Genomic DNA, 25,975 nt, shown 5'->3' with positions numbered 1-25,975 from the left:
GGCCGTACCGTTACTTCCATGTGAGAACGGTCGAACACGCCCCGTTTCATGAACCTCTCATCTAGCGCAGCCATCGTTGCCGTCATGCTGCACGGGACCTTCCGAGACGTAACCCTCGCCGCGGCCGCCGCGCTCCTGGGTGGGCTGCTCGTCGCCCATCGAGTGCTGCCGGAAATCGGCGGAATTCGCCAGGTAGTCGGCAGTTTTCTGCCTTGGTTGATCGTCCCGACGCTGCTCCTCGCCACTGTCGCACTGGCCGCCGGCTCCAAGATCGGTCTCGTCGCCGCCGCGGCGCCGATCCTGGCGTGGTCCGTGCTTTTCGTGCCGCAAATCGTCGAACAGCCCTACGGCGGGTCATCCACCGGCGTGTTACGTGTCGCCACCCAAAACCTCGGCGCACACGGCACCGCCGCCGAATTAACCGACGCCGCAATAATTTCGGTCCAGGAACTCACCGATCGCAACCGCCCCTCCGTCGCGGCGGCCTTGGACCGAGACCACCCGTACGTCGCCACCGTCGGCACCATCGGCCTGTGGAGCCGCTACCCCCTCGACGACGTCGAACGCCTCGACCTAGGCCAAGGCTGGGCCCGTGCCCTACGCGCCCGAATCGAAACTCCCACCGGCGACATCACCGTCTACGCCGTCCACCTCGGCTCCGTTCGATTCGGCGAAACCGACTCCCGCAACCGAACACTTCGCACCCTCACCGGTTTGGTAGACCGTGACCGGTCAGATCGCCTATTAATCCTCGGCGACCTCAACACCGCCTCCACCGACCCCGAACTCACCCCTCTCACCCAAACCTGCCAAGACGTCCGCACCGGCCTCGCCTTCACTTGGCCCGCCGACTTCCCCCTCACCCGCCCCGACCACATCCTCACCCGAGGCTTCACCCCCCTTGACGCAACCGTCCGCCGAACCACCGGCAGCGACCACCGCGCCGCCACCGCCACCCTCGACCCCACCCCACAAGTCAGCAGGTAGCGACGCGATTTGGGCGGGCGCCCGCCCATACGCTAAAGTTTCTCCTCGGCCCGCCTAGCACAGACGAGCCGAGGATAGTCCCCTATAGCTCAATTGGCAGAGCAGCCGACTGTTAATCGGCAGGTTTCTGGTTCGAGTCCAGATGGGGGAGCCTGAACGGCCCCTGACCAGGTATTTCTGGTCAGGGGCCGTTGTCGTGTTCGCGGATGGAGCGGTGACGATCCGGTTGATCTGCTGCTCGCTGCCTGCGAAGGAGCTCTTGCTGGGTGGTGATGTCACTGGGTGGATCGAGCGGGCACGCCCATGGGGGACTTCAGATTTCGTCGAGGTCGACAGGTTCGAGGTGCTGGCTGTGCTTGCGGTCTCGGGGGGTGTTTGGCCCTACCGCGAGAAGTGGTCTGCCCCGCATCTGATCGCGTCATCTTCCTGTGCATGTGCGCCTATCGGAATTCGACCCTCTCAGCACGCCGAGAAGCCGGCGCGGGCGGTGCGGGTACTGCTGGAGATGACTCACCCGCCCCGCCGCGCCTGACCCGCCAGCGGGCCGGTGCTCCAGCTTGACTTGGAGTGCACTCCAAGTCCTAATGTCGGAGGCGTTCGTCAGCCTTCGAGGTACCGCCCGGTCCGCCGGGTAGGAGGAGTATCCGCGCATGATCACCCGAACCACGCTCGGCTCGCCCGGTCTCACTGTCAGCGCGATGGGACTGGGGTGCATGGGGATGAGCGAAAGCTACGGCGCCGCCGACTGGGACGGCGGCCTGGCCACCATCGACCGAGCCCTGGAGCTGGGCATCACGTTCCTGGACACCGCCGACGCCTACGGCACCGGGCACAACGAGGTGCTGGTGGGCCGGGCCATCCACGGCCGCCGGGACCAGGTGCAGCTGGCCACCAAGTTCGGCATCGACCGCAGCGCCGGAGACCGGGCACGCCGCATCCGCGGTGCCCGGGACTACGTGCTGCGCGCCTGCGACGCCTCGCTGCTGCGGCTGGGTGTCGAGGTGATCGACCTGTACTACGCCCACCGCCCGCCCCAGGACGTGGAGATCGAGGAGACCGTCGGGGCGATGGCCGAGCTGGTCGAGGCGGGCAAGGTCCGCCATCTGGGCTTGTCCGAGGTCGACGGCGAGCTGCTGCGCCGGGCGCACGCGGTGCACCCGATCACTGCGGTGCAGAGCGAGTACTCGCTGTGGACCCGCGACGTCGAGGCGGTCACCCCGGTGATGGCCGAGCTGGGGGTCGGGCTGGTGCCGTACTCGCCGCTGGGGCGGGGGTTCCTGACCGGCACCCTGGACCGTTCCACGCTGGGCGAGAAGGACTTCCGGCGTACCAACCCCCGCTTCGCCGGCGAGGCGGGCGAGGCCAACGAGAAGATCGCGCAGACCGTGCGCGCGGTGGCCGACCGGCTGGGTGCCACCCCGGCCCAGGTGGCGCTGGCCTGGGTGTACGCCCAGGCCGAGCGGCTCGGGGTGGCGATGGCGGCCATTCCGGGCACCCGCAGCCCGGCCCGGCTGGAGCAGAACGCGGCAGCGCTGGAGCTCACCCTGGACGCCGAGGCGCTGGCCGCGCTGGACCCGCTGCGCGACCAAGTGATGGGCGAGCGTTACACCCCCGCGCACACCGCTGAGGTCGCTCGGGGTTAGCCGGTGGGCTCGGTGCGCACGACGTCCAGCTCGACGATGTCGTTGACGTCGCGCCCACCGATACGGATCGAGATCCCCCGGCATGATCGGCCGCCACCTCACCGGACACGAACAGCTGGGGGAGGCCGAACGGCACGCCCTGCGCCGCGGCCGCGAAGACAGATAGGGCTATTGCGTTGCGACGCAAGGGAATTCCCCTGTCGATTGTTAGGTGGAAGCCGACGAGCTACATTGCACGTCCATACAGGTGCGGCCCGACCCGGTCGGGGCATGCTCTGGGGTTAGCCTGGCTGACGGGGTCCGGAATGTGGCTTGTCCGAAGGATCGGTGTTCGGGTTGGAACCGGTCGCGCTGGAGTCGGTAGTCGTTCCCGATTGCCCTCCTGGGCCTGCCCATTCACGACGCTGTTGATCAGCGAGCACCTGTGTGCGGGTATGCGTGCGTCAGCCATTAGTTCGCAGGCGATCCAGCGCGGCTGTGATGTAGGCCCGCGCGTCCTTACCGTACTCGGCCTGCCCTCGGAGCAGGTCGAATGCCTTCTCGTACAAGGTGATTTCGCGCGGCTGGGTGATGGTCAGCTCAGCGGCGATCGTCTCGACCATGACCATGCGTGCGTCGTAGATGACGAAATTGGTTGTCACCACGTTGTGGGCCACGTCCAGAGGAATGACGCCGAGTACGACACGCGGCAGCTGCATCACAGTGAGCAGGCGATCGAGCTGGCCGATCATTACGTCGGCGTCGCCCATGACGGTATAGAGAGCCTGCTCGGCGATGATGAAGTGGAACTTGTGGTCACCGTGGTACAGCACCCGTTGCCGCTCGATTCGAGAGGCAACGCCCTCGTCCAGATCGTCGGGAATGTCGTAGAAGTCGATCACCTGACGAAGGATCGCCTCGGCATACGGCGGGGTGTGGAGAAGGCCGGGCAGCACGTTCGACTCGTACCAGCGCAGAAGTCGGGCTCTGTCTTCGAGAGTGATGGATTGCTGCTGTCGTCGGCGTGTGCCTGAGCCCAACAGACGCCGGAATTCCAGGTATGCGGCTTCGACGTTGCGCAGCGTTGCGAGCAGGTCAGGTACCTGATCCGCAGTGCCGGTATGGATGCACCACACCCGGATGTCGTCATCGGTCGGCGTCTGCTTCCCGTACTCGATCTTCGAGACCTTGGAACTGTGCCAACCTGCGAGAGCGGCAAGCCTCGTACCAGTGAGCCCAGCGTCCTTGCGGATATCCCGTAATCGATGGCCGAGTGCTTGCCGCGCCTCATCAACGCCAGTCACGCGCGGATGTACTCCGCGTGAGGAACAGCCCTGTCCCACACTCGATTCCACACGGCCCGGATGTAATCGACTATCACGGGATCTGTTGTGACAGCCAGACCGCCGGCCGTTCCATCGGGCGTAAAGGTGTTGAACGCCACGAGGTTGTCATCGAACAGCCAGAAATCGTCCGCAGACAGCTCGGACGGGTCGATCCGATGCCTAGGCAGGTAGCGGATGTCTTCGCCGTCCTCGACGTTGCGATGGGCGACCGCCAGGGACCACCGGACGTAATCAGTGTGTGGCTGGCTGACTACGCGGGCGCGCTTCATCTGTCGACCAGCGGCCGTTATGTCGCGGACCAATTCCTCCCACTCGCGGAACCACTCGAAGTCGTCCGGTTTCCCGCCGAGGAACAGGCGGAACGGCTCGGACTCTTCGGGTGTGGAGTACGAATCCTGCACTTCGAGATGGCAGGCCGTGTGCTTGAACGAATGGAAGAGGTCGTAGAACGCCTCATGCTGCAAGAGTTGCATCGCCCCTGATCTCCTGTCCTACCGGCACCTCGATACACATCTCGTGGGCCGGTATGTCGATCTGCGACAACGCTTCCGGGGCGCTGACCTGCTCACCGGACAGCAAGAACGTTCCGTGTCCGGTGTCCTGGAGCAGAACGCCCAGGCATGTACCAGGTTCCAGGAACGCAAGCAGCGGATGTGAGATCTCTACCTGGTCATCGTGCCCCGGTACCCGCCAGCCCTGCACGATGTACGTACCACGGTCGGTCAGGTACAGCGTCGGGGAGTTGCCACCGTTGGTGTTCTTGCCGAGGAAACGTATCTTCATGATTTTCTCTCCCTCTATGGTTGTGCTCCATTTTGCGAGCACATACATAGATCGTCAGATCCGATCGGTGACTAGTCAACACCTCGAGGGCTCAGAAGCAAAGTGGAGCAAAACTATTCAGGTTTGCGCGCTCGGGTTCTTAGGTTCGACTGCAGCGGGCCGGGTGAGCTGTCGTTGCCGTTCACCCGGCTCGGAACCAATCGTTCGCCGAAAGGTTCTGGCGTGCAAGACAATCAGTGCCACGTGCGCATCGTGTTCGGGTCTCTCGTATTCGACTACTGCGCGGCGCGGCAAGCGGCGATTCTGTACGCGCACGATGTAGGCGAGTGGCTCGGGGTTCCCGTGCTCATAGATGATGAAGTCCGTGACGATATGCCGCACTTGCCTTGCGAGTCATTATGGTTGTGACCGCCTTCAGCATCGCCGGAGTCGTGGCATTCGTACTCGGGTTCATGCTGGGCCGCCATCGCGCCACATCGCGCCTACCCGGTCGGCACAGCGTCGCGTACTTCGAGATGGCCTCTGAGACAACGCTTGAGCTCCCTGCGGTCACCGATGCGCGAACGCATGACGCGATGACCTACCGTATCCGTCCGTGAATCGTCTTCAGGGCGACTGCGATTCATGCGCTCGCGGATCGTATGCCGGCGATTCGGCACGCGCCGAGTCCTGGGTCGGGGCATGTCATCGCAGGCACGCGTAAGCCTGACCGCGTCCGGGGCGTCGCGCCCGACGTTCCGGACGAAGACGACCTGTGAGGATTCCGGCCGGGTCGCTGCCGATGGAACATCCTGATCTGCCGATTCGGGATCGTCAGTTCCAGGGCGAGTGTGTATGGTCCGTCAGATTTCGTTGATGAGTCCGGCGACGAGGGCTCTGATGACGGTGGTGCGGATGGCGGGGTCGTCGAAGTCGATGATGACGGACGGGGTGAGCGTGGCCGAAAAGGTTATCCGGGTGAGGATTTCAGCGACCTGGGTGCGTTTGTCGGTGGGCAGCCCGCTCCAGTGGGCGAGTTGATTGGTCACCCAGTCGGTGACGGTGCGAAACAGGGATCCGGCTTCGGTGGTGAGGAAGGGCAGGACCAGAGCGGGTTCGCTGCGCAGCAAGGGTTGTAGCAGTTCGTTGTGCCGCAGGAAGTCCATGCCGTAGGCGATGTAGTCGACGCAGCCCTGGATGGGGTCTTCAGGCCAGGGGATCCGCTCGAGGCCGGCGAGGATGCGGTGCGCTTCGCGTGTGATGAGGGCGTTCATGACCGTGTCGCGGTTGTCGAAGTGCCGGTACAGCCACACCCGTGAGATCCCGGCCGCGGCGGCGAGCTGGGCCATGGATGTAGCCGAGAGCCCCTGACGGACAAATAGTTCCCGCGCGGCGTCGAGGATCTGCTCCCGACGGTCGTTGGTGCGGTCGGGGGTTTGGGGGGTGGCGAGGGTCAGCGGTCCCCACGGCCCCATTGGTGTTGACACATCAGACCCTTTCGTTAACTCATCTATTGACACTGTAGCTATTATCGTTAACACTCGGCAGTGTTAACGCTTCGACATGAAGTGTAAACCGGCGGGTCGCTGGAGTCGTCGCGCCGCATACAGCCGACCGCCCCGGGGCGGGCCGCTCTGCAGGGAGAGCCTTTCATGCACGACACCGATTCGGTCGACAGTCATCACGTCACACTCACTGGCGCCACCGGCAGCGGGACGGATGTGTTCCTGAGCCTGCTCGATCCAGCTGTCCGCCCCGACCCGTATCCGGTCTATCAGCGGCTACGCGAGCTCGGACCATTGCGGATCGGGTCCTCACCGTTGCTCGTGCTGGCCACATACGCGGACTGCCAGGCATTGATGCGCCATCCCGCCGCCAGCGTGGACCGGACTCGCACCCCGCTGCACGTGTCGCAGTTCCCGAAACCCGAATGGGGACAAGCCCGCAGACCGTCGTTCCTGTTCCTGGATCCGCCCGATCACACCCGGCTACGCCGCTTGGTCGCCAAGGCATTCACCCCGAAAGTTGTTGCCGCACTGGCGCCCACGATCACCACCCTGGTCGATGACCTGCTCGACCGCGCCGCCGCGGCGGGATGGATCGATATCGTCTCCGAACTGGCCTACCCGCTGCCGGTCACGGTGATCTGCGAACTACTCGGGGTCCCGCTCTCCGACGAAGCCCAGCTCGGGCGATGGTCGAGCCTGTCCACCCGCGGCCTGGACCCCACTCTGCAGACCATGTCCGCCGCCGAGCGCGCCGAGATCGACCATGCCGGGCGAGACCTCTACGCATACTTCGAGAGTCTGGCCGAACGTCGCCGTGCCGATCCCGGGCCCGACCTGCTCTCGCAGCTGATCGCCGCCGAGGACGGCGGGGATCAACTTACCCGCGACGAAGTGATCTCCACCTGCGTGCTGCTGCTCGTCGCCGGGCACGAGACCACCGTCAACCTGATCTCCAACGCGATACTTGCCCTGCTACGCCACCCCGAACATCTCACCGCCCTGCGCGCCGACCCCGAACTCGCCGCCGGGATCATCGAGGAGACGCTGCGATTCGACACCCCGGTGCAGATGGTGCCCCGGATCGCGGCCACCGAGCTGCGCATCGGCGACACCGACATCCACCAAGGTGACGTCGTCATGATGTTCTTCGCCGCCGCCCACCGTGACCCGGCCGCCTTCCCAGACCCTGACCTGTTCGACCCGACCCGCGACACCCGCCACCTCGCCTTCGGGCTCGGCGCGCACTTCTGTCTCGGTGCCCCACTGGCACGCCTGGAAACCCGTATCGCGTTGACCCGCTTCGCCCAACGCGTGCAATCCCCGCGCCTGGCGATCGACCCGCCGCCCTACCGCGACCACGTCACCCTGCGCGGGCCGGCCGTACTGCCCGTCGATTTCGACGCCATCACCCCAAGCTGAACCCCACATCTCGGCACCTACCCGACTCCGAATTCACCTGCCCGAAAGGACATCTCATGATCTCCACTGATACGTCCAGCACACCGACCTCGACGCGTGTTCCGACCTCCATCGTGAGTCCGGCCGGTGTCGAACGCGCTCGGCTGCAGTACGGCAACGACATCGTCGACCGGGTCATCGACGGCATGTACGAAACCGATACCGCCGCCGACGCCCTGCTCGAGGCGTTCGCGGCCTTGCCGGGGCGCACCGGCTGGCAGCTGCTCGACACCGCTCTGACCGAAGGACTCGACGCCGTCCCCGACGCCCCCGCCGAACTGCGGAACTTCCTGCAGCCGTTGCTGACTCCGCCAGCCTGGGTCGACCTCGACCGCGTCGACCAGGGCGCGGCCTGCTACTGGCGATTGGGCGCCCTGGTGGGGTTGTCCGGCATCTCGACCCTGGCCAGTTCCTATCAGCCACCGGCGGTGGCACTGACTCTCACCCGCACCGGACGACTCGAGAAAATGGCCGTGCGCCGCGTCGATGAAACCGCCGACTGGCTGCTGAAGGTCACCGTGCCCGGCGGCGCCCGCCCCGGCACCGAAGGCTTCGCCGCCGCGGTCAAGGTGCGGCTCGTGCACGCCACCATCCGCCGCCACATCCTCACCGGAACCGATTGGGACACCGATACTCTCGGCCAGCCCATCAACGCCCTCCATATGGCCATGACCGCCACCCTGATCTTCCTTCACATCCCGCTGCATGCCATGCGCGATCTCGGCGTGCGCTTCACCGACGACGAACTACAGGCATTGATCGACCAGTGGCGCTGGATCGGCTACCTCTCCGGAGCCCCCGAACACCTCCTGCCCACCACGGCAGCCGAACTCGAGGCCTTCGCCCACGTCTCTTTCGATACTCTCGCCACACCCACCGATAACACTCGCCAACTCATCGAGGCCCTGGTCGCCGACCCCTTCGGCTCCAGTCGCCTGCTTCCCGCCGCGTGGGCCGAGCGCCTGCGCCCGCGCCTGCTCCCGATCACCCGCTACATCTGGACCGGTATCGCCGCACGCTGGATGTACTGGTATGACGGCGGCCCCTGCCCCTACGTCGCCCCCAACCTGCTCACCCCGCTCGTGCCACTCCTGCGCCCCGCCATCTGGATCCGCGAAACAGCCCGCCGCGCAGGACTTCTCGGTACCGACACCCGCATCGCCCAAGGACAAGCCGCACTGCTGCGCCGACTAATGAACCGTATGCACGCCGACCGCGACACCGTCCACGCCGAACACCTCACCACCCACCACACCGCCTGAACCACACGTAGTAACCCAAGCTTTGCCATGACAAGTCATATAAGTGTGTTGAACAATGGAGGTGTCGTGACGCGCGTGCTGATCGAGGACTACCCGCATAGGCGGGCCGGGCACTGTGGATCCGGCGCTCTGCGTGACCTGATCGACTGGGCCGGATCGGGGTGGGACGGTCCGCCGAGCGAAGCGCTGGTGTTCGGGATGGGTGGCGGGCTGGGATTCCAGTACTTCCAGATCCCGGGCCTGATGCCACCGATCTACTTCGTCGGCCGCACCGCGGATATGGAACTGGATCTGTGTGCCCGCCTCGGTATCGAAACCGAGCGTAAGCAGACCGACGACGCCGAACTCGGCTGGTCATGGGTCGCCGATGAACTCGATGCCGGTCGTCCGGTCATGGTGTGGGCCGACATCCTGGAACTGCCGTATCTGCGCGTCCGGCTGTCCAATACCCGACATGACATCGTGGTCATCGGCTACGACACCGACGCCGACATCGCCTATGTCGTCGACAACGACCGCGACGGCTTCCAGGCGGTGCCGCTGCCCGTACTGGCAAAGGCCCGCAACTCCAGCGGTTTTCCCGACCGCAACCGGCACGCTACCTACCCCATGCGGTTCCCTGACCGCCTGCCCGACCTGCTGCCGGTGGCACGCGACGCTGCCGCCGCTGCTGTGGCGAATCTGCACGGCACGGATCAGGTATCGGCAGGCGGGTCGGAACTGCACTTGCCGGGCGGAAGCGGCATCTTCGGTCTGGCAGGCGTCGAGCGGTTCTGCGGCGATATCGCGCGCTGGCCAGTCGAACTCGACCCGAACGACCTCATGATCGCACTGCATTCCATCCGGGTATTCGTGGAGAAGGCGGGCACCGGCGGCGGTCTGTTCCGCCGGCTACAGGCCGGGTTCTGTCACGAGGTCGCCGAGCTCACCGGCGATCTAGCATTCCGGGCCGCTGCGGACGCCTACGACACCTGCGCACAGACATGGAGCCGCCTGGCCGCGCTCGCCACTACCGAAACACCCGATCACGGCGAGATAGCATTGTGTGCCGCGAAACTGCCCGCGGCCGAACACCGCGCAGTCGACGCGCTTGCCGCCGCCGCTGGATAGCGGCCCGAGGGGTTTGTTTCAAGCCGACGGAACCGAAGCGGCACACGGTGCGTCATAGCTTTGACGGACTATCGAAGGGGCACTGATGGCAGACGACCTTACGGTGGAACCAGCCACGCTCGATGGGCTGTCCACGAAGTTGACGCAGCTGGGAACCGACAATGCGCAGTCGGAGGCGTACCTGAAGGAGCATGTCGATCTGTCGCGGGATCAAGCCGGGGTGATTTTCGGCCGGGTCGCCGACACGATCCAGCAGCTGCGTGCGGACTTGGCGTCGAACTACGAGAAGTTGGGGCGGCTCACGACCCAGTCGGGTGACGAGGTGGCGAAAGCCGCGCAGATGTATCGCACCACCGATCACGCCACCGCGGCCGCGTTGGACCGGACGTATCCCGGCGGTCGGCGATGAGCGACGCGCCCGTGGATCAGCTGACGGAGCCGGAAGTCAAGGATCCCGTGTCTGATCCGGTCGAGCTGTTTCTCAACAACAACGTGTATTCGCTGACGTATTGGGTCGATCAGTTCATCGTTCAGGTGATCGGCAAAGATCCGCTGGCCTGGGCGACAACCGAGTTTGCGGGGGACTGGGCGCAGATCCAGAAAGCCGGCGCGGCAATAAGGAACCTCTCGAAATACAACGATAGTTATGCTCGTACAGTCCATTCCGCAGTCAAGGAAGTGGACTCGTGGCATGGAAATGCCGCCGATTCGGCCCGGTCGTATTTCGATGATTTCCGGGATGCGATCGACAATCAGGTCGCCCCGCTGAAGAACATCGCGCAGGATATAGATACCTTCGCCCTCTCCGCATACTATGCGGCCCAAGGAATTTCGTTTCTGATCCAGTCGATCATCGACACCGCGGTCATCGCGGTCATCGAGGAGGCAGCTGCCGCCGCAGCCGCGACCACCGGGGTCGGTGCCATCGCGTCGGCTGGATTGGAAGCAGCGGTCGTCTACGACATGGTGAAGATGGTCGGCCTGTGGAACCAGGCGCTGACCAAGTACGCGACCTTTGCTACGGCCGGTGAGACCGCTGTCGCCGCGATCCTGGACGGTGTGGCGACAGTGCGATCGAAGGAGATCCCGCAGTTGCCCGGTGCCGGTTACGACCACCCTGGAGCATGAGATGAACACACCCGAGCCGATTTTCGACGTTGCCCGCGGCGATGTCGCCGTGTCGCGCCGGTTATCCGACGCGCTGCGCACCCTCGCCGCGAACACCTCCGATCCGGCCATGAAGGAACAAATCCGCGGCGTCCTCGCCGGGAAGCTCGGCGTACGTGACTTCGCGCGTACCGAAGCGTTCAGTCAGACACTTGACCGAGTAATGCCAACCGCATTGCAACGTTTCGCTGCCATGTCGGACGAGGAGCGGGCTCGCCTGGCCGAACAGGGCCGGGCGGAACTGGAACGATATCGCCAACAGGCGGTGGCACCGGCGCCCGCGCCGCCGTCGATCGATGGCCAACCGACATTTCAGCAGGAGCCGAGTGCTGGGTCGGGACATGTCATCGCAGGCACGCGTAAGCCTGACCGCGACCGGGTCGTTGCGCCCGACGATCCGGACGAAGACGATCTGTATTTCCGGGAACGCCGACAGCGTGGATGGATGGTGTGAAGCAAGACGTACCCGTGCCGGTTCGAACCAGCACCGGCTCGATGACCGCGCTGGAGTTTCAGGCGAGGGCCGGTCGAACAGCCGTGCCGGGCTACCTGGCGCTGGAACTGAGTCGGCCGCTGCCCGATGTCTGCGGTCGACACGGGCGGCCCGCGATCGAGCGACGGCCAGGAGTGGTTCGTTTTCACGAGGGAACACGCGGTCGAGTGCAAAGTACCTTGGCGACAAACTTTTTCTGGGGCCTCCTGCATTATCGGCGCACACCGGAAGGCAACACCGAACTCCACGGTGATTGGCCGGTCTGCAAATACTGTATCTGGCAGTCTCGAGTACTTCGCCTGATCGGCTACGTTTTTGCGTTGTCCGGCATAGTGGCCATAGTCGTGTTGTGGATGGCTGCCCAGGCGGGAGTCATCCACGAAATATCGATGCTGGTGGTACTACTATTCTTTCCCGGTTGGCTTCCGTGCGGTCTTGTCGTGGCCGCCAGTGCATTCGGTCGAGCGACCCGGTACGTACGTATTCGGCCGATCGTGGACAGAACGACGGTGTTGATCCGCGCGCACCCGAACTTCGCTGCGGCTGTCGCGGCCCAGGACAACGTCCGCTAGCGCGCACAGGTGTCAGGCCACGTCCGTGGCACGCGGATTGCTTCGGGAGCCGCAGGTGGGGGAGCTGCGGCTGATCAAGGCTCGGCGTTGTACAGCCGAATTTCGGGTGCGGAAATATACCCTTGCCGGGTGACTGTCTATGCATCCGGCGGTGGGTGGGATATGTCGGTAGAGAATCGCCCGACCCCCTCCCCAGACCATCTGGGGACGTTTATCCGGCGGGTGCGGGCGGAGATGCCGGAGTCGCTGTGGCGCGTGATCGAGCCGTGGTCGCAGTTGCCGCGTCGGTGGGTGCCCGAGGCGTACGGTATCGATGTGCCACCGGCGGGCGAGGCGCTCTGCGAAGTGCATGCACCGATCCGGTGGCACGAGGCCATCGAGGAGGTGGCCGTGGCGAGCCTGTTGCATCCCTCGCCGACAACGGAGCAGCTGCGCATCATGTGGGAGCGGCTGGAGGCTGCGGGGCTGCGGCCGGCCGTCTGCGTCCACCTCGGGCTGTGGAACCCTGGTTGGTTGCGTGACGGGCGGGCGCCCGCGGCGGGCATGTGGGCCGTCGATGTGGTCGGAGTCAGCGCGATCGGATGCATCGAACACGAGCATGCGCAGGAGCTGGCCGGGCTGATCGACGGCCGTGTCGATACGATCACGAGATGTCCGGAATGGGCGTATTGGCGGACCTGCTGATCGCTGCCTGCTCGGCTCCGGATCGTTTGCAGATCCGTTGCCACACTTGGCAAATCCCGTTATGATTACGGCGCTGCGGTCGGTGAGCGACTCCCGTGCCTGGAGCAAGAGTGCTGTCGGGGGTAGCTGCTCGGGTACCTTTCGGTTCGAACGGGAGTCCGGTTATGGAAATCAGTCAGGCGGAGTTGGACGGCGCGCGCCCGTACTCGCCGATGCTCCTTCGCGTATACGATCTTTACGTGCTGGGTTTCAACAACCGGTTCGTGTGGCGTTGTCCCACAAAGCATCTAAGGCGGCTGTACGACGGCAACATCTCCGGCGATCACCTCGACATCGGCCCCGGAACCGGTTGGCAGTTGAGCCATGCCAAGTATCCCGTTGCCGACCCGAAGGTCGCCCTGGTCGACCTGAATCGGCATCCGATGGAGATGACCGCCCGTCGGCTTCGCGAGCGCGGCATCGAATCCGCCAGCTACGTCGGCAGTGTGCTGCAACCGTTGCCGGTCGATCGCCGATACGCCTCCGTCGCAGCGAGTTTGGTCATGCACTGTGTGCCGGGCAACTGGGACAGCAAAGGCATCGCTTTCCGGCACATCGCCGATGTGACCACCGATGACGGGGTTTTCTTCGGCGTGACTGCTTTGTCGCACGGTGTCCCGAATACGGCACTCAGTCGTGCCACCTCCAGAAACTTCCAACGCCGCAACGGGTTCCATAACCAAGATGACGATCTCACCGGCCTGGTCGGCGCATTGGAGCGGGCGTTCGCCGCGGTCGAGGTGAACACCATCGGCTCGTTTGCGCTGTGGACTGCCCGCCGGCCCCGCCGCACGGAACAGCCGGGCACCTCCGTGCCCAGTACTGACCGCTAGCCCGCCTTGCTGGCCGCGGGCACGAGAAGAATCGCCAGCGGAACCTCGGCGGCTTGTCGAGTGCCCGGCACCGCGAACGTGGCGACATTGAACCGGGATCCCTCGATCGAAATCGTCTGTTCCACAACGGTTTCGTGCGACGTCGCCGGGGAGATCCGTTTCATGTCGATCTGGTCGAGTACCCGCCGAAGCAGCTGTTCGTCGCTGTCGAAAGCCGGGGCCAGTTCGCCCGTGGTGCTCACGACGAACCCGGAGCGAGCGTCCACCATCAATAGCGTGGAGTTGGTGTACCGAACAAGGGTGCTCATGCGGGTGTCCATCTCACGATGGCGCAGCTGTGCGGTGAGCCCGTACACGGTGCGATCACGGTCGCCAGAAGCGCCTAAAGCCGTTGTGCTGGACCAGAAATGCACCCACCGCCCGGGATCGTCGGGGCGACGTACCGACCAGGAAGCCTCGGTGAGCCTGCCCTCTTTCCCCTCCTGGGCGCCGTAGTACAACGCCAAGAACTCGCCGGCGTCGTCGGGGATCATATGCCGTAGCAGGTGCCGGATCGCCCGTTCCTCCCCGGCCTTACGGCCGTCGCCGATGATGCTGAGGTTGTCACCACCGCTGCGCGTGGCCACCTTCTGCAAATCGAGGATCCACGAGTTGTAGACCGGACGAGGCGTCGTGGGCGGGGCCGCTATCCAGACAACCAGCCCGACTGCCTGGCCGTCGGGAGCCTCGATCCAGTGCGTATGGCACTCGATGCCGCCGTCCGCTCGCATGTGATCCACCTGCGGACCGGCCATGATGTCTTTGACGACACCCGTGAACAGTGCTTCACCCTGACGGTCGAACCCCAGCTGGGAGGCGACGCGGCGTAACGGCCGGGCTACTCGATGCCCGTCCGAGGAATGGATGACGATCTGTTCGTGCAGGAGGGTGGCGATGACGTCGACACTGAACCAACGTCTAGGCAGCTGCATACCGACGCAGCGTAGTCATTTCGAGCCGAACTAAGAACAGGTACTGCGGAGTCCAGCACAAATCGTCAGCTTATGGCAGTCGCTGCCGATAGCCGGTGATGCTAGAGTATTGGGCGCACCGGCTGGTGAGCGACTCCCACGCCCGGAAGCAGACATCCTCTCACGTTGGGGATAGCTTTCGGTTGCGTCCGATGGGAGGGCCTCATTAGCAATGGGAGTGCAGCATCATCTACGACACGCGGCATTGTCCGGGGAGACAACTGTGCGTGGGGCGCTGACATCGCTGGAACGTTGCCCGTACTGGTGCGAGCGTCCGGACGGCCATGGTTGGGAAGACGGCGCGGCATTCGGTGAACTGATGAGGGTTCACCGACACACCTTCCCCATTCCCGGCACCGATCACGGCAGCTTCATGGTGCTCGCTACCGAGTGCCTCAGCCGGGCCGGCATCGAGCGCGAACCGATGAGCTACGTCGTCGATACCGGAATCGGCAGCGACGGCGAACTCGGCCCAGCAGGCGCGCTTGGCCTCGCCCAAGTGCTGGCTGCGGCGCTCGCCCTCGAAACCCACAGCTGGGCCGGTAGATCGACGGCGTGCCTGACCGGTTGGACGAGTGCTTCGGATATCGATGAATGAGGTGCACCAGAGATTTCCGGGATGTACGGGCTACGCCTGATCCTTGGCTCGACCGAGGGGATCGAGCCAAGGATCAGGGCGGTCTGGTCGCCGACCAGCAGGTGTCCGGCACCAGGCATCACAACGATTCGGCTGTTGTTTCCGTTTTGGGGGAGAACATGACTATCAGCGCATTTCCGGCAACCATGAATGTGACGCTAGGCGATCGGATCAGTCTGCTCGACATCATTGCCGCCTATGGTCCCGATGCGGTGGTGGCACGCATCGCGGCACTGCGAGCGAATGGATGTCGTTCCGCCGCCCGGGCAATGGAGCGCGAACTGAACAAAATCGATCGTCTGCGACAGAAGCCTTGATTGATGAAGAACAGTATTCGTGATGTTGCGTTGCGGCCGAACGCCAGTCGAGCGGCGGACGCACTGCGCGGGAGACGACGACGATGACGGATCTAGGAATTCTGCTCGCATTGCGTCGTGAAACATCGGAGCCCGAATACTGGCGTCGCCGGGTCGCCGCCGAGCAACCTCGCGCCATGTGCACCCTCGGCATCCTGCACGCCGAGCGCGGTGAGATGCCGGAGGCGGAGAACTGGTTCCGCCGGGCCGCGAACGCCGACGACTCCTGGGCGATGAATATCCTCGCCCTCTTCCTCGCCGAGCGCGGCGCCACGCGGAGTGCCGAATACTGGTTCCGCCAAGCCGCCGCGACCGGCCACCCTGACGCGATGGCCAACCTGAACATCATGCGGGCCGGGCGGTTCGAGGAACGCGACGCCGAATTCTGGTACCGCCAGATCGCCTATGCCGGCCACCTCGAGGCAATGACCACCGTGGCCACCATGCACGCCGAACGCGGCGAGACTGCCGAGGCCGAATCCTGGTTCCGCTGGGCAGCCTGCGGCAACCACCCTCGTGCGATGGGCTGCCTGAGCAGGCTGCTTGTCGACCGCGGCGAGCTCGACGAGGCCGACTACTGGCGCGGGCGAGCCGAAAGTAGATAGCTCACTGTCCCTTCTGCGGCAGCGTCTGGATTAGTTTGCGCAGCAAGGGGATCAGGGTTTGTTGCTCGTCTGCGGTCAGGCCGGAGAGTAGCCGCGTCTCGTTGCGCAAGTGGTGCTCGAATGCCTTGTCGATGACGTCGCGGCCGCGGTCGGTCAGCTGGACCAGGCGGCCGCGGGCGTCGTCCGCGGCCGCGCGCCGGTTGACCAGTCCGGTGTGTTGCAGGCGGTCGACGCGCTTGGTGACCGCGCCGGAGGTCACCATCATCGAGTCGCGCAGTTCGCCTGCGGTCAGCTCGAACGGGGGGCCGGAGCGGCGCAGGGTGGCGAGTACGTCGAATTCGCCTCGACCCAGGTCGTAGTCGCTGAAGACGCGGTCGAGCTGCTCGTCGAATGCCCAGTGCAGGCGGGTGATTCGGCCGATCACCTGCACCGGACTCGGGTCGAGGTCGGGGCGTTCGGTGCGCCATTGGCTGACGATGTGGTCGACGGCGTCGGGTTCGGGTGGGGTGTGCTCTGCGGCCATGTCTTGACTATACCTTCCATGGAAGATAATCTATTTTCCATGGAAACTAACTGACGCGACCCTGTTCCTTCCGGCTCGGCTGCTCGCCTCGGTGGTGAGCGGGGGAGTCGCCTATTCGGCGACGGCCGAGTCGTTTTCGTCTGACCGATCACTGCGCCGACATCGAGAACGGTCCAGATAGTGATCGGCCATCTTCGAGGGCTTCCGGTAAGCCTGAACAATCAGAAAGAAGCAGTTGGCTACACACGAAGAACACCCGAATTCTGCCCTGCGAGCGTGGCTGGGCGTTGCTGCAATTACCGCCAGTTTGTTCGTGTTCGTCACGACCGAGCTGATGCCCGTCGGCCTACTTACTCCGGTAAGTACAAGTTTGAGCATATCGGTGGGTGTCGCCGGGCTGATGGTTACTTTGTACGGCATCTCGGCCGGGCTCGGCGTGCCGTTCATCGTGGCATGGACCAGGCGCGTCAACCGACGCATGCTGCTCTCCGCGCTACTGGCGATATTGGCGCTCGGCAATTTGATCACCGCAATCTCGCCGAACTATCCGCTGGTTCTGACGGCGCGACTCGTCATGGGTTTCGCCAACGGAGTGTTCTGGGCGATCGGTGTGGGTATGGCGATGCGCCTCGTTCCGGCACGGCACGCGAGCAGGGCGGCCGCGGTCGCGCTGTCCGGTATCTCGATCGCCACGGTGGTCGGCATGCCGCTGGGCACATTCCTGGAAAGCCTCACCAGTTGGCGGACCACGTTTCTCATCTGGAGTGGTCTCAGCGCGTTGATCTTCCTCGCGGTCGCGGCGCTGGTTCCATCGCTACCGTCGGACAACGCGGTTTCGGTCCGGGAGGTATTCGGGCTGCCGCGCAAAAACGGGCAGCTGCGTTTGGTGATGGTTACCGTAATATTGTATGTGCTCGGCCATTTCGGGGCGTATACCTTCATACGTCCCTTCCTGGAGGATAATTCGTCCGTCACGCCCGCCTACATCACCGGATTGTTGATCATTTACGGTGCAGGCGGCGCGGCCGGAAACTTCATCGCCGGTTACACGGTGACCAAGAATCTGCGGGGCAGCTTCATCGTCGCCTGCACGGGACTCGTGGCTTCGTTGCTGTTGCTGCTCACCATCGGTCACGGGCCGGTCGGGCTGGTCGTCTCGCTGGCCCTCTGGGGAGTGTCCTTCGGCGCGATGAACCTGTGCCAGATCAACATGACGCTCGCCGCCGCGCCTGACACCTTCGAGGCCGCCATGTCGCTGAATACCTTGGGCTACAACACATCTATCGCCCTCGGCGCGCTCTTCGGTGGGGTGTTCGCGGATCATCTGGGTGTTCGGAGTGTGTTCTGGTTCGGTGTGGCGCTGACCGCTGCTTCATTGCTGCTCACGCTCAGCACTCGTCGAAAGACCGCCGATCGGGTGTCGGACGAGGAGTTGGTCGCCGCTGGCTGAGCTGATCCTGGTGGCGGAGAACGGCCCCTGACTGTTTCAGTCGGGGGCCGTACTCGATCGAGAGTCGCGGACGCGACCCGGTGTGATTGTCGCGTCGCTGAGTGTTTCGCGAGCTGGTGCAATGTCTGGCAGAGTGTCGAGCGGTGCCAATGTTCGCGGACCGGGGGGTAGAGACTTGCGTAGCAACGGAATCGGCTTGGACAGCGCCGCTTACTCGGTGTCCGGAATCCTCGGGCGTGACGGTTGGTATCGAGATCCGGTGTGGGCGGTAGCTTTTCGGCTTACCCCGGTGGAACAACAATTACTGCGGACTTGGGAGCTGCGGCGGCTGCAGTTCATCGCGCACGCCGGTGCCGCCGCTCTGACGACGAGCCAGACCTACACCCGACTCGAGCACAGTCTCGGATTGCTTGCTCTGGTAGCGCATTTCGCGCCGGATGACGAGGTGGCGCGGGTTGCGGCGCTGCTGCACGACATCGGGCATCTGCCGTTCAGCCACACCTTCGAAGGTGTGGCCGGCTTGAACCATCACGAGCTGGGTCGGCAGCGTGTCCGCGGGCTGGCACCGCTGCTGGCCGAGCACGGCATGGACGCGGAAGCCGTGCTCCGGGTGGAAGAGCCGGGCAGCGTGTCGGTCCTGCGCGGACTGCCAGGAGGGCTCAAGCTCGATCACCTGGAGTCATTCGTGCGCAGCGGCCGCACGCATGCTCGACTGTCCGAATCACCACCGGACACGTTGGCGAAGCTGCGACTGGTAGACGGCGCGGTGCACACCGATCGGGCCACCGCCCGCTATCTGGCGGACTTGGCGTTCGGCGAAGCGCTGTACCTGTGCGGTTGGGACAACGCGCTGCCGAACGGAGCACTGCGCGGGCTGGTCGGCGTCCTACTCGACGAGGCCCCCGAACGAGCCGCCGACATCGCGCCGATGACCGATGACGAGCTATGGGCCCTGCTGCTCACCGATGCGCGAACGGCCGAACTGACCCGTCGTCTCCGTCGCGATCCATTGGGCTGGCAGCTGCTCGCCGACGGGCACCCGGACGCATCGCTCGGCTGGATCTACCAGCTCAACCGCCTGTACCTGGACACTGCCTGTGTGGATGGGGCGCCGCTCGGATTCCGGGAGGAGCGGCTGGCCGAACTGCCCGAGCTTCCGTGGCGCTGCGTGGTTGTCCCACCGCGTTGAGCGGCGGTCCAGGGTGATATTCGCAACGATGCACGCTTGCGTAGGCATCTGGACCTCTAGGAACCGTTGAAACGCAACAGCTCCCATCGTTGACCCCGACGCGATCGCATTCGTCGCCGTACCCTCGAACGCAGTTACTGCAGACGAAGGGATCGACGCGATGGCCGAAGCGGCTTACCTCACCATCGCGGAAGACTACGCACGACGGATACGCAACGGGACCCTCCCCGGCGATGCGCAGCTACCCAGCCACGCTGAGCTGGCCGAGCGGCACGGCGTATCGCGTTCGGTGATCCGGCAGGCAATCCAACTGCTGGCCAATCAGCAACTTGTGCGGACCATCCCGCGACGCGGCACCTTCGTCGTCGGTCAAAAGCAGGCCCGCCGGCCCGACCCCGTCCAGCTGGACGACGACGTCGACGAGATCCGCTCCGTCGCGCACCCCATCCGACGCGCGCAACTCGCCGCCAACCTCATCACCCACTATCAACTCCGCATCGCCGAACTCTCCGGCATTCGCCAGACCGCGATCGAAGACGCCCACGACCACGGCATGAGCATCGCCGACATCGGTGAGCGGCTCGGGTTGAGCAACGGGCATATCGGCTAGGTCCCTCGGGCAGGCTCTGGGTGTCTTGGGTGGCCATACGTCGAATCACAGCCTCACAATCGTCGCTTGGTAAGTGCTGTGAGGGATCACAAGGGGCTTAGCTGAAAGTTAGCTACATCGAATTCCGGCAATAGTGAACTGTGTCACTGAATGGGGATGTCAAGGGCATTCCGCGTCAGTATCCCGTAAGGATAATCCGCGGAGGATTAGTCGCCATAGGGCATCTAGCTGCGAGGATATGCGTAGAGACGAACTTGTTTGTTGACTCGCCCATGCCGTGTCCCAAGCCTGGATGCATGAACAGAAACGTCAGCTGCGCAGCATTAGCTGTGGTCTACGTATCGATCATTCTGTGTTCGGCTTTCGTCGCGGGCTCGGCCACCGCCGACCCAGTTCCGGCCGGCTGTACCGCCGACAACGCGGTGCCCGATCAGCTCACGATCACGTGCGAGCCGGGGGCCGGCGTCGGCCAGCACGCGTACATCCGTTGCCGCGACATCGGCGGTGTCTTGCATACCCGAATCGGGACCACCGTAGGAGCCAACGGCGGGTGGTCACGAGCCATCTGCGCGACCGGTGAAAGCGGACCGGTCTGACCCCACCCGAATCGTCGTCGCTCGGAGAGCTCTGTGCGAGCTCAGCATGCCCAGTCGAATCCGGCTGTGTATTCGCTGCATCACCTGATCGGTCGAAAGGTTCCTCATGTCTGCAAATAACGAACGTTCTCGAACAACGAAGAGCGCCGGGCGGCATCGCAAGGTAGCCAAACGTAATCGCCGAGGTCTCTACGCGGCAGCCGCGTTCGCATCGCTGGCCACCACCATGGTGTCGACCGGCGAGGCATCGGCCGACGCGCCGGCGTTTCCGTCGATCCCCGGTGAACTGATTCCCGGCTTGAACTCGACCGTGCCCGGTCTCGGCGACGCGGTCAACGGCGCCGTCACCGAATTCGGCGGATCGGTACCGGATATCGCCGCGAAGGTCCCCGAACTCGGCGATGTCGCGACGAACCTCGGACCGGCCGGACAGAACGCGATCGACCAGGCCCTGAGCGCGCTGGACACCGTGACCGCAGGCACTCCCGCCGAAGGCGCCGGCCAGCTGATCCGTGGCTTCACGACGCCACCGGCCACGCCGGCGGACCAGTCGCGACCCGCGGGCACGCCTCTCGCCGCAACGGCGCCCGGCACCACCGCGGCCACGGCGCCCGGCACCACTGCGGCCTCGGGTCCGCTCGGCTTCGTGCCGTCCTCGGTCACCGAGTTGGCCTCCGTCGCACAGCAAGTCATCAGCACCGGCGTCGATCTGGAGCAACTGGCCGGGTGGGCCGACAAGACCTTCCCGAGTGGCCCGCTGCGCCAGCCCGTCGAGGATCTGCTGTCGTTCGTCAATCAAGCGATCGAGCAGGCCGGCGCCCGCCGCGACCCGATCGCCTCGCCGATCGAGGACCTGATCAGCCAGGCGCGCACCCTCTTCGACTTCCCCAAGGACGGCGCCGACCCCATCCAAGCGCTGCGCGCTGCGCTGACCCCGATGCTCGGCCAGACCGTAGGTGACGGAGATCCGTTGCAGGTCTTGGCCGAAGGCATCCGGCAGCTCATCGCGGACCCGGCGGCGTCGCTGCACGCCGCCCTCGCTCCGGTGCTGACCGAGATCCGCAGCATGCTGAACAACGACGGGTTGTTCAGCACCCGGCATGCGGCGCTGCCGCTGCTGGCGCTACCCGTCATCGCCGTCGTGGTGATCGCGGGCATCGTCGGTGCGCTGGCCATCGGCGCCATCGTGTTGCTGGCCGCCCCGCTGATCCTCGCGGCCCTGGTGGTCGGTGCCATTGTGCTGGCCGCGATCGCCGTGCCCGCGCTCATTGTCATCGGCATCGTGCTTGCGGTCGTAGCGCTGCCGGTCCTGGTGGTGCTCGGCGGTATCGCGCTGGCCGCCGTGGCGTTGCCCGCGCTGGCCGTGCTCGGTCTTGTCGGTTTGGGCCTCGCCGGGACGGTGACCCTGGCCGCGTTGGGACTTGCCGGGGTGGCGACGATCGCTGTGCTCGGCTTCGCCGCGTTGGCGGTCGTGCTGCTGCTGTGGTGGACCGGACCGATCGCGTTGATCGCGCTTGCCGCGATCGGCCTGGTCGGCGTGATCACGCTCGGTGCGTTGGTCTTTGCCGCGGTCACCGCGCTGACGGTGTTCGCCGTGGTGGAGACGATCGCGCTGGCCGCGCTGGCCGTCGCCGCGTTGATCGTGATCGCCGCAGTGACCTTCGCGGCGCTGGCCGCGCTCTTCGCGCTGGGGTTGCCGACGGTAATCGCGCTCGCCGCCATCGCTTTCGGTGTCGCGGTCGTGGTCGGCGTGCTCGCCCTCGCCGCGGCGATCGTCTTCCTGGTACTGGGGTGGACGGGACTGCCCGCGCTGATCGTCATCGGCGTGCTCGCCGCCGTTGCGGCGATCGTGGTCGCCGCGGGTGCGCTGGCCTCGGTAGTGGTGATCGCCGCGTTCGCGACCGCCCTGCTGGCCACGCTCGCCAGCCTCGCCGTCGGTGGCGCGGTCACTCTCGCGGCACTGGCGTTCGCCGCACTGGTCGTGATCGCTGTGTTCGGCGGGCCCGCACTCCTCGCGTTCGGCGCCTTTGCCGCAGTGGTCACCGCGGCTGCGGTAGCGGGCCTGATCGCGCTCGCTGTTCTCGCTGCGCCGTTTGTGCTTGGTGGGTTGGCGATTGCGGCGGTCGTCGCACTTGTTGTGCTGGCGGTGCCTGCGCTGATTGTGTTGGGCGCGTTGGCGATTGCGGCGGTGATTGGGCTTGGGGTGTTGGCTGTGATTGCTGCTCCGTTCGTCCTCGGTGCGTTGGCGATTGCGGCTGTGGTTGCGCTCGCTGTGCTCGCATTGCCCGTGCTGGCGTTGGTTGTCGCCGGTGTCGTGGGCGCAGTAGTGCTTGCTGTGATCGCGGCCCCGTTTGTGCTTGGTGGGTTGGCGATTGCGGCGGTCGTCGCGCTTGCCGTGCTGGCGGTGCCTGCGCTGATTGTGTTGGGTGCGTTGGCTCTTGGTGCGGTGATCGGGACCGGTGCGCTGCTTGCCGCGGGTGCGGCCATTCTGACCGCGTTGGTCATCGGGGCGGCTGTGCTGGCGATCGCGGCGGCACCCATCCTGCTCGGACTCGGCGCCGCCGCACTGGCGGTGCTCGCCGTGACCGCGGCGGTCGTGCTCGGTGCGCTCGGGTTGGGGCTGGCCGGGACGGTGACTCTTGGTGCACTTGCCCTGGCCGGGGTGGTGACCACGCTGGTGCTCGCGTTCGCCGCGCTGGCGGTGGTCGTGCTGCTCGGCTGGACCGGCATACCCGCGCTGATCGCGCTGGCCGCGATCGGTGTCGTCGGCGCGATCGTGCTCGGTGCGCTCGCCCTTGCCGCAGTTATCGCACTGACAGTGTTCGGCGTCGCGAGTGCCATCGGACTGGCCGCACTGGCACTGGCGGCCGTGGTTACGGTCCTCGCGGCGACCCTGGCGGGGCTGGCCACGCTCGGCGCGCTCGCGTTGGGCACGGTTGTCGCCCTTGGTGTGCTGGCCTTCGCCGCGGTGGCGGTGGTGGTGCTCGCGGGCTGGACCGGATTGCCCGCGCTACTCGCGCTCGGCGCCATCGCGGTCGTCGCGGTGCTCGTGGTGGCCGCGGCTCTGACCGCTGCCGCCGTGGTGGTCGCCGGACTCGCGGTCGGCACGCTGACCGTGCTGGCCGGCCTGGCCTTCGCCGCCTTGGTGGTCACCGCGGTGCTCGGCTCGCCCGTGCTTGCCGCGCTGGCCGGTCTGGCCGCCGCGGTGGCAATCGCCGCGGTGGCAATCGCTGTGCTCGCGGCACCTTTCGTCCTCGGTGCTCTCGCTCTCGCGGCGCTGGCGCTGCCCGTCCTCGCAGTGCTCGGCGCGTTGGCACTCGGTGCGCTGGCACTGGCTGCTGCGCCGATCGTGCTCGGTGCGCTCGCCGTCGCCGCCGCGGTGGCGCTCGCTGTGCTCGCGGCACCGTTCGTACTCGGCGCGCTGGCGCTGGCCGCGCTCGCCGCACCGTTCGTACTCGGTGCAATCGCACTGGCACTGCCTGTACTGATCACGTTGGGCGCGTTGGCCCTTGGTGCGGTCGCCACGGTCGGTGCGCTCCTTACCGCAGGTGCTGTCGCGCTTACGGTGCTCGCTCTTGTTGCGGCGCCGGTGGTGCTGGCCGTTCTCGCAGTCGGAGCCGTGCTCACACTGGGTGCGCTGCTGGCGGCAGGTGCTGTCGCGCTTACGGCGCTGGCTCTGGTTGTGGCACCGGTGGTGCTGGCGGTTCTGGCCGTGGGTGGTGTGCTCGCGCTGGGTGCGCTGCTCGCGGTGGGGGCGATCGGACTGGCGGTGCTGGCAATTCCGGCGTTGATCGGGCTTGCCGCAATTGCCTTGCCCGCGTTGGTCGTGTTCGGCGCGCTTGCGTTGGGTGCGGTCGCGACGGTCGGTGCGCTGCTGGCCGCAGGTGCTGTTGCTCTCGCGGTGTTGGGTATTGCGGCACCGATTGTGTTGACTGCCTTGGCTATCGGTGCGGTCGTTGCGCTCGCGGTGGTGGGGTTGCCGGTCGCGGTGGTGGTCGGTGCACTGGTCCTGGGTGCGGTTGTCGCTGCGGCTGTGCTCGGGTTGCCTGTGCTCGCGGCGTTCGGTGCGCTGGCGTTCGGTGTGTTGGTCACGCTGGGCCTGCCGGTGGCGATTGCGTTGGGCGCCTTGGCCTTCGGTGCGCTCGCGGTGGCGACCGCACTGGCGCTGCCGGGGCTGCTCGCCTTCGGTGCGCTCGCGCTGGCCGTGGCGCTGCCCGGTTTGATCGTGTTCGGTGGGCTCGCCTTGGCCGCGATCGCGACGGTCGCAACTCTGGTGGGGGCGCTCGCGCTCGGTGCGGTGATCGCGACGGCGGCGCTGCTGACCGTCGGCGTGGTCACGCTGGCGACGCTGGCCATCGCACCGCTGGTGGTCGGCGCCATTGCCGTCGGCGCGGTTGTCGCGTTGCTCGGCGCGGGTGTGGCGGCCGGCCTGATCGCCCTGGCGCTGGCGGCGTTGCCGCTGCTGGCGCTGGCCGCAGCTGTCGCGGTGGCGGCTTCGGTGGCGGTGGCTGCGGCGGTGGTCACCGCGGTGATCGGGTTGCCGCTCATCGCCTTCGGGGTGCCTGCGGCATTGGCCGCGCTGCTGACCGTGGCGCTGCTCGCGTCGCTGCTGGCGGTGGCGGTGCCGGTCGGGGTGGCCGGGGCACTGGGCGCGGCAGCTCTTGCCGGTCTGGGGGTGGCCGCCGGTGGCGCGGCTCTGGTCGGCGCTCCGCTGCTGCTCGCCGCGGCGGCGACGCTGCTGCTGGCCGGTGTACTACCGGTGGTGGTCGTGCTGCCGCTGCTGGTACTCGCGGTCATCGTCGTGGTGCCGCTGGTCGGACTGTCCAGCCCGGATGTCAAGTCCTACATCGTTTCCGCGATTCGGGCCTGGCGCGACCAGAACACCCCGCGCGGTGACTCCACCAGCGGGATGACGCCCACCGGAACGCAGTTCCTGGACGACATCCAGGACACCGCGAGCCTCGAGGAGCTCATCGCGTCGCTGCAGAAGGCGCTCGCCCCCGCGCAGGCGCACGCCGCGTCCGCGCCGCAGCCCGAGATCCCGTTCGTCGGGAACGAGGCGGCGGATGGCCGCATCTCGAACACCGACGCCAGGCGCCTGGTCGCGCTGTCGCTCTGAAACAACCAGAAATCACTGTCCCGCAACGCAATACAAA

The 25,975-nt window shown here is 65.6% G+C and carries 25 protein-coding genes and 1 tRNA gene; 20 read left to right on the top strand and 6 right to left on the bottom strand.

Annotated features, from left to right (window positions below; translation table 11 throughout):
• The first annotated feature begins 84 nt into the window (after nucleotides 1–84).
• The 3 genes from ABZ942_RS16760 to ABZ942_RS16750 all read left to right on the top strand — a co-directional run bounded on the left by ABZ942_RS16760 (nucleotide 85) and on the right by ABZ942_RS16750 (nucleotide 2,630).
• The gene (locus tag ABZ942_RS16760; RefSeq protein WP_357382765.1) at nucleotides 85–987 is read left to right on the top strand and encodes an endonuclease/exonuclease/phosphatase family protein; all 903 of its coding nucleotides are present in this window, start codon (nucleotides 85–87) and stop codon (nucleotides 985–987) included.
• Nucleotides 988–1,065: 78 nt separating this feature from the next.
• A tRNA-Asn gene (locus ABZ942_RS16755) sits at nucleotides 1,066–1,138 on the top strand.
• Nucleotides 1,139–1,637: 499 nt separating this feature from the next.
• Nucleotides 1,638–2,630 carry an aldo/keto reductase gene (locus tag ABZ942_RS16750; protein WP_357382763.1) on the top strand — a complete coding sequence of 331 codons (993 nt, stop codon included), beginning with the start codon at nucleotides 1,638–1,640 and terminating at the stop codon, nucleotides 2,628–2,630.
• Nucleotides 2,631–3,073: 443 nt separating this feature from the next.
• Here ABZ942_RS16750 and ABZ942_RS16745 read toward each other — a convergent pair whose 3' ends face one another.
• The 4 genes from ABZ942_RS16745 to ABZ942_RS16730 form a co-directional block, all read right to left on the bottom strand.
• A complete protein-coding gene (locus ABZ942_RS16745; RefSeq protein WP_357382761.1) occupies nucleotides 3,074–3,964 on the bottom strand; it encodes a helix-turn-helix transcriptional regulator in 891 nt (296 codons plus the stop codon).
• Complete coding sequence (locus ABZ942_RS16740; RefSeq protein WP_357382759.1) at nucleotides 3,910–4,428, bottom strand: DUF6879 family protein; 519 nt, start codon at nucleotides 4,426–4,428, stop codon at nucleotides 3,910–3,912. The genes ABZ942_RS16745 and ABZ942_RS16740 overlap by 55 nt, the downstream gene beginning before the upstream one ends.
• Entirely contained in the window at nucleotides 4,409–4,738 is a 330-nt protein-coding gene (locus ABZ942_RS16735; RefSeq protein ID WP_357382757.1) for a hypothetical protein, read from the bottom strand. The genes ABZ942_RS16740 and ABZ942_RS16735 overlap by 20 nt, the downstream gene beginning before the upstream one ends.
• A gap of 842 nt (nucleotides 4,739–5,580) precedes the next feature.
• A complete protein-coding gene (locus tag ABZ942_RS16730) occupies nucleotides 5,581–6,204 on the bottom strand; it encodes a TetR/AcrR family transcriptional regulator (protein ID WP_357382755.1) in 624 nt (207 codons plus the stop codon).
• A 165-nt stretch (nucleotides 6,205–6,369) separates the two neighbouring features.
• Here ABZ942_RS16730 and ABZ942_RS16725 point away from each other — a divergent pair, with 165 nt between their 5' ends.
• From ABZ942_RS16725 to ABZ942_RS16685, 9 genes are all read left to right on the top strand, one after another.
• Complete coding sequence (locus tag ABZ942_RS16725; RefSeq protein WP_357382753.1) at nucleotides 6,370–7,644, top strand: cytochrome P450; 1,275 nt, start codon at nucleotides 6,370–6,372, stop codon at nucleotides 7,642–7,644.
• A 56-nt stretch (nucleotides 7,645–7,700) separates the two neighbouring features.
• Nucleotides 7,701–8,945: an oxygenase MpaB family protein gene (locus ABZ942_RS16720; RefSeq protein WP_357382751.1), complete on the top strand. Its 1,245-nt coding sequence runs from the start codon at nucleotides 7,701–7,703 to the stop codon at nucleotides 8,943–8,945.
• Nucleotides 8,946–9,011: 66 nt separating this feature from the next.
• Nucleotides 9,012–10,055 carry a BtrH N-terminal domain-containing protein gene (locus ABZ942_RS16715; protein WP_357382749.1) on the top strand — a complete coding sequence of 348 codons (1,044 nt, stop codon included), beginning with the start codon at nucleotides 9,012–9,014 and terminating at the stop codon, nucleotides 10,053–10,055.
• An 85-nt stretch (nucleotides 10,056–10,140) separates the two neighbouring features.
• Entirely contained in the window at nucleotides 10,141–10,464 is a 324-nt protein-coding gene (locus ABZ942_RS16710; RefSeq protein WP_357382747.1) for a type VII secretion target, read from the top strand.
• Nucleotides 10,465–10,475: 11 nt separating this feature from the next.
• Nucleotides 10,476–11,183 carry a hypothetical protein gene (locus ABZ942_RS16705; protein ID WP_357382745.1) on the top strand — a complete coding sequence of 236 codons (708 nt, stop codon included), beginning with the start codon at nucleotides 10,476–10,478 and terminating at the stop codon, nucleotides 11,181–11,183.
• A gap of 1 nt (nucleotide 11,184) precedes the next feature.
• Nucleotides 11,185–11,676: a hypothetical protein gene (locus ABZ942_RS16700; protein WP_357382744.1), complete on the top strand. Its 492-nt coding sequence runs from the start codon at nucleotides 11,185–11,187 to the stop codon at nucleotides 11,674–11,676.
• Nucleotides 11,673–12,287 (top strand): hypothetical protein, encoded by a 615-nt coding sequence (locus tag ABZ942_RS16695; protein WP_357382742.1) that lies wholly within the window; start codon nucleotides 11,673–11,675, stop codon nucleotides 12,285–12,287. The genes ABZ942_RS16700 and ABZ942_RS16695 overlap by 4 nt, the downstream gene beginning before the upstream one ends.
• 129 nt (nucleotides 12,288–12,416) lie before the next feature.
• Complete coding sequence (locus ABZ942_RS16690; RefSeq protein WP_357382740.1) at nucleotides 12,417–12,971, top strand: hypothetical protein; 555 nt, start codon at nucleotides 12,417–12,419, stop codon at nucleotides 12,969–12,971.
• 164 nt (nucleotides 12,972–13,135) lie between these two features.
• A complete protein-coding gene (locus tag ABZ942_RS16685; RefSeq protein WP_357382738.1) occupies nucleotides 13,136–13,843 on the top strand; it encodes a class I SAM-dependent methyltransferase in 708 nt (235 codons plus the stop codon).
• Here the strand turns inward: ABZ942_RS16685 and ABZ942_RS16680 are convergent.
• Nucleotides 13,840–14,814 carry a hypothetical protein gene (locus tag ABZ942_RS16680; RefSeq protein WP_357382736.1) on the bottom strand — a complete coding sequence of 325 codons (975 nt, stop codon included), beginning with the start codon at nucleotides 14,812–14,814 and terminating at the stop codon, nucleotides 13,840–13,842. The genes ABZ942_RS16685 and ABZ942_RS16680 overlap by 4 nt on opposite strands.
• A 358-nt stretch (nucleotides 14,815–15,172) precedes the next feature.
• Here ABZ942_RS16680 and ABZ942_RS16675 point away from each other — a divergent pair, with 358 nt between their 5' ends.
• From ABZ942_RS16675 to ABZ942_RS16665, 3 genes are all read left to right on the top strand, one after another.
• Complete coding sequence (locus ABZ942_RS16675; RefSeq protein WP_357382734.1) at nucleotides 15,173–15,451, top strand: hypothetical protein; 279 nt, start codon at nucleotides 15,173–15,175, stop codon at nucleotides 15,449–15,451.
• Nucleotides 15,452–15,609: 158 nt separating this feature from the next.
• Complete coding sequence (locus ABZ942_RS16670) at nucleotides 15,610–15,807, top strand: hypothetical protein (RefSeq protein WP_357382732.1); 198 nt, start codon at nucleotides 15,610–15,612, stop codon at nucleotides 15,805–15,807.
• 83 nt (nucleotides 15,808–15,890) lie between these two features.
• On the top strand, nucleotides 15,891–16,451 hold the full coding sequence (locus ABZ942_RS16665) for a tetratricopeptide repeat protein (RefSeq protein WP_357382730.1): 561 nt from the start codon (nucleotides 15,891–15,893) through the stop codon (nucleotides 16,449–16,451).
• 1 nt (nucleotide 16,452) lies between these two features.
• Here ABZ942_RS16665 and ABZ942_RS16660 read toward each other — a convergent pair whose 3' ends face one another.
• A complete protein-coding gene (locus tag ABZ942_RS16660) occupies nucleotides 16,453–16,974 on the bottom strand; it encodes a MarR family transcriptional regulator (RefSeq protein ID WP_357382728.1) in 522 nt (173 codons plus the stop codon).
• Nucleotides 16,975–17,287: 313 nt separating this feature from the next.
• Here ABZ942_RS16660 and ABZ942_RS16655 point away from each other — a divergent pair, with 313 nt between their 5' ends.
• The 5 genes from ABZ942_RS16655 (at nucleotide 17,288) to ABZ942_RS16635 (ending at nucleotide 25,938) form a co-directional block, all read left to right on the top strand.
• Nucleotides 17,288–18,424: an MFS transporter gene (locus ABZ942_RS16655; protein ID WP_357382726.1), complete on the top strand. Its 1,137-nt coding sequence runs from the start codon at nucleotides 17,288–17,290 to the stop codon at nucleotides 18,422–18,424.
• A gap of 175 nt (nucleotides 18,425–18,599) precedes the next feature.
• A complete protein-coding gene (locus ABZ942_RS16650) occupies nucleotides 18,600–19,613 on the top strand; it encodes an HD domain-containing protein (protein WP_357382724.1) in 1,014 nt (337 codons plus the stop codon).
• A gap of 160 nt (nucleotides 19,614–19,773) precedes the next feature.
• Nucleotides 19,774–20,223 (top strand): winged helix-turn-helix domain-containing protein, encoded by a 450-nt coding sequence (locus tag ABZ942_RS16645; RefSeq protein WP_357382722.1) that lies wholly within the window; start codon nucleotides 19,774–19,776, stop codon nucleotides 20,221–20,223.
• Between the two features lie 296 nt (nucleotides 20,224–20,519).
• A complete protein-coding gene (locus ABZ942_RS16640) occupies nucleotides 20,520–20,819 on the top strand; it encodes a hypothetical protein (RefSeq protein ID WP_357382720.1) in 300 nt (99 codons plus the stop codon).
• A gap of 106 nt (nucleotides 20,820–20,925) precedes the next feature.
• Complete coding sequence (locus ABZ942_RS16635) at nucleotides 20,926–25,938, top strand: hypothetical protein (RefSeq protein WP_357382718.1); 5,013 nt, start codon at nucleotides 20,926–20,928, stop codon at nucleotides 25,936–25,938.
• Nucleotides 25,939–25,975: the final 37 nt, after the last annotated feature.

It is taken from the genome of Nocardia sp. NPDC046473 (assembly GCF_040645995.1).
Taxonomy (GTDB): domain Bacteria; phylum Actinomycetota; class Actinomycetes; order Mycobacteriales; family Mycobacteriaceae; genus Nocardia.
The sequence above is the reverse complement of the archived record's forward strand: the minus strand, read 5'-3'. Positions and strand labels throughout refer to the sequence as shown.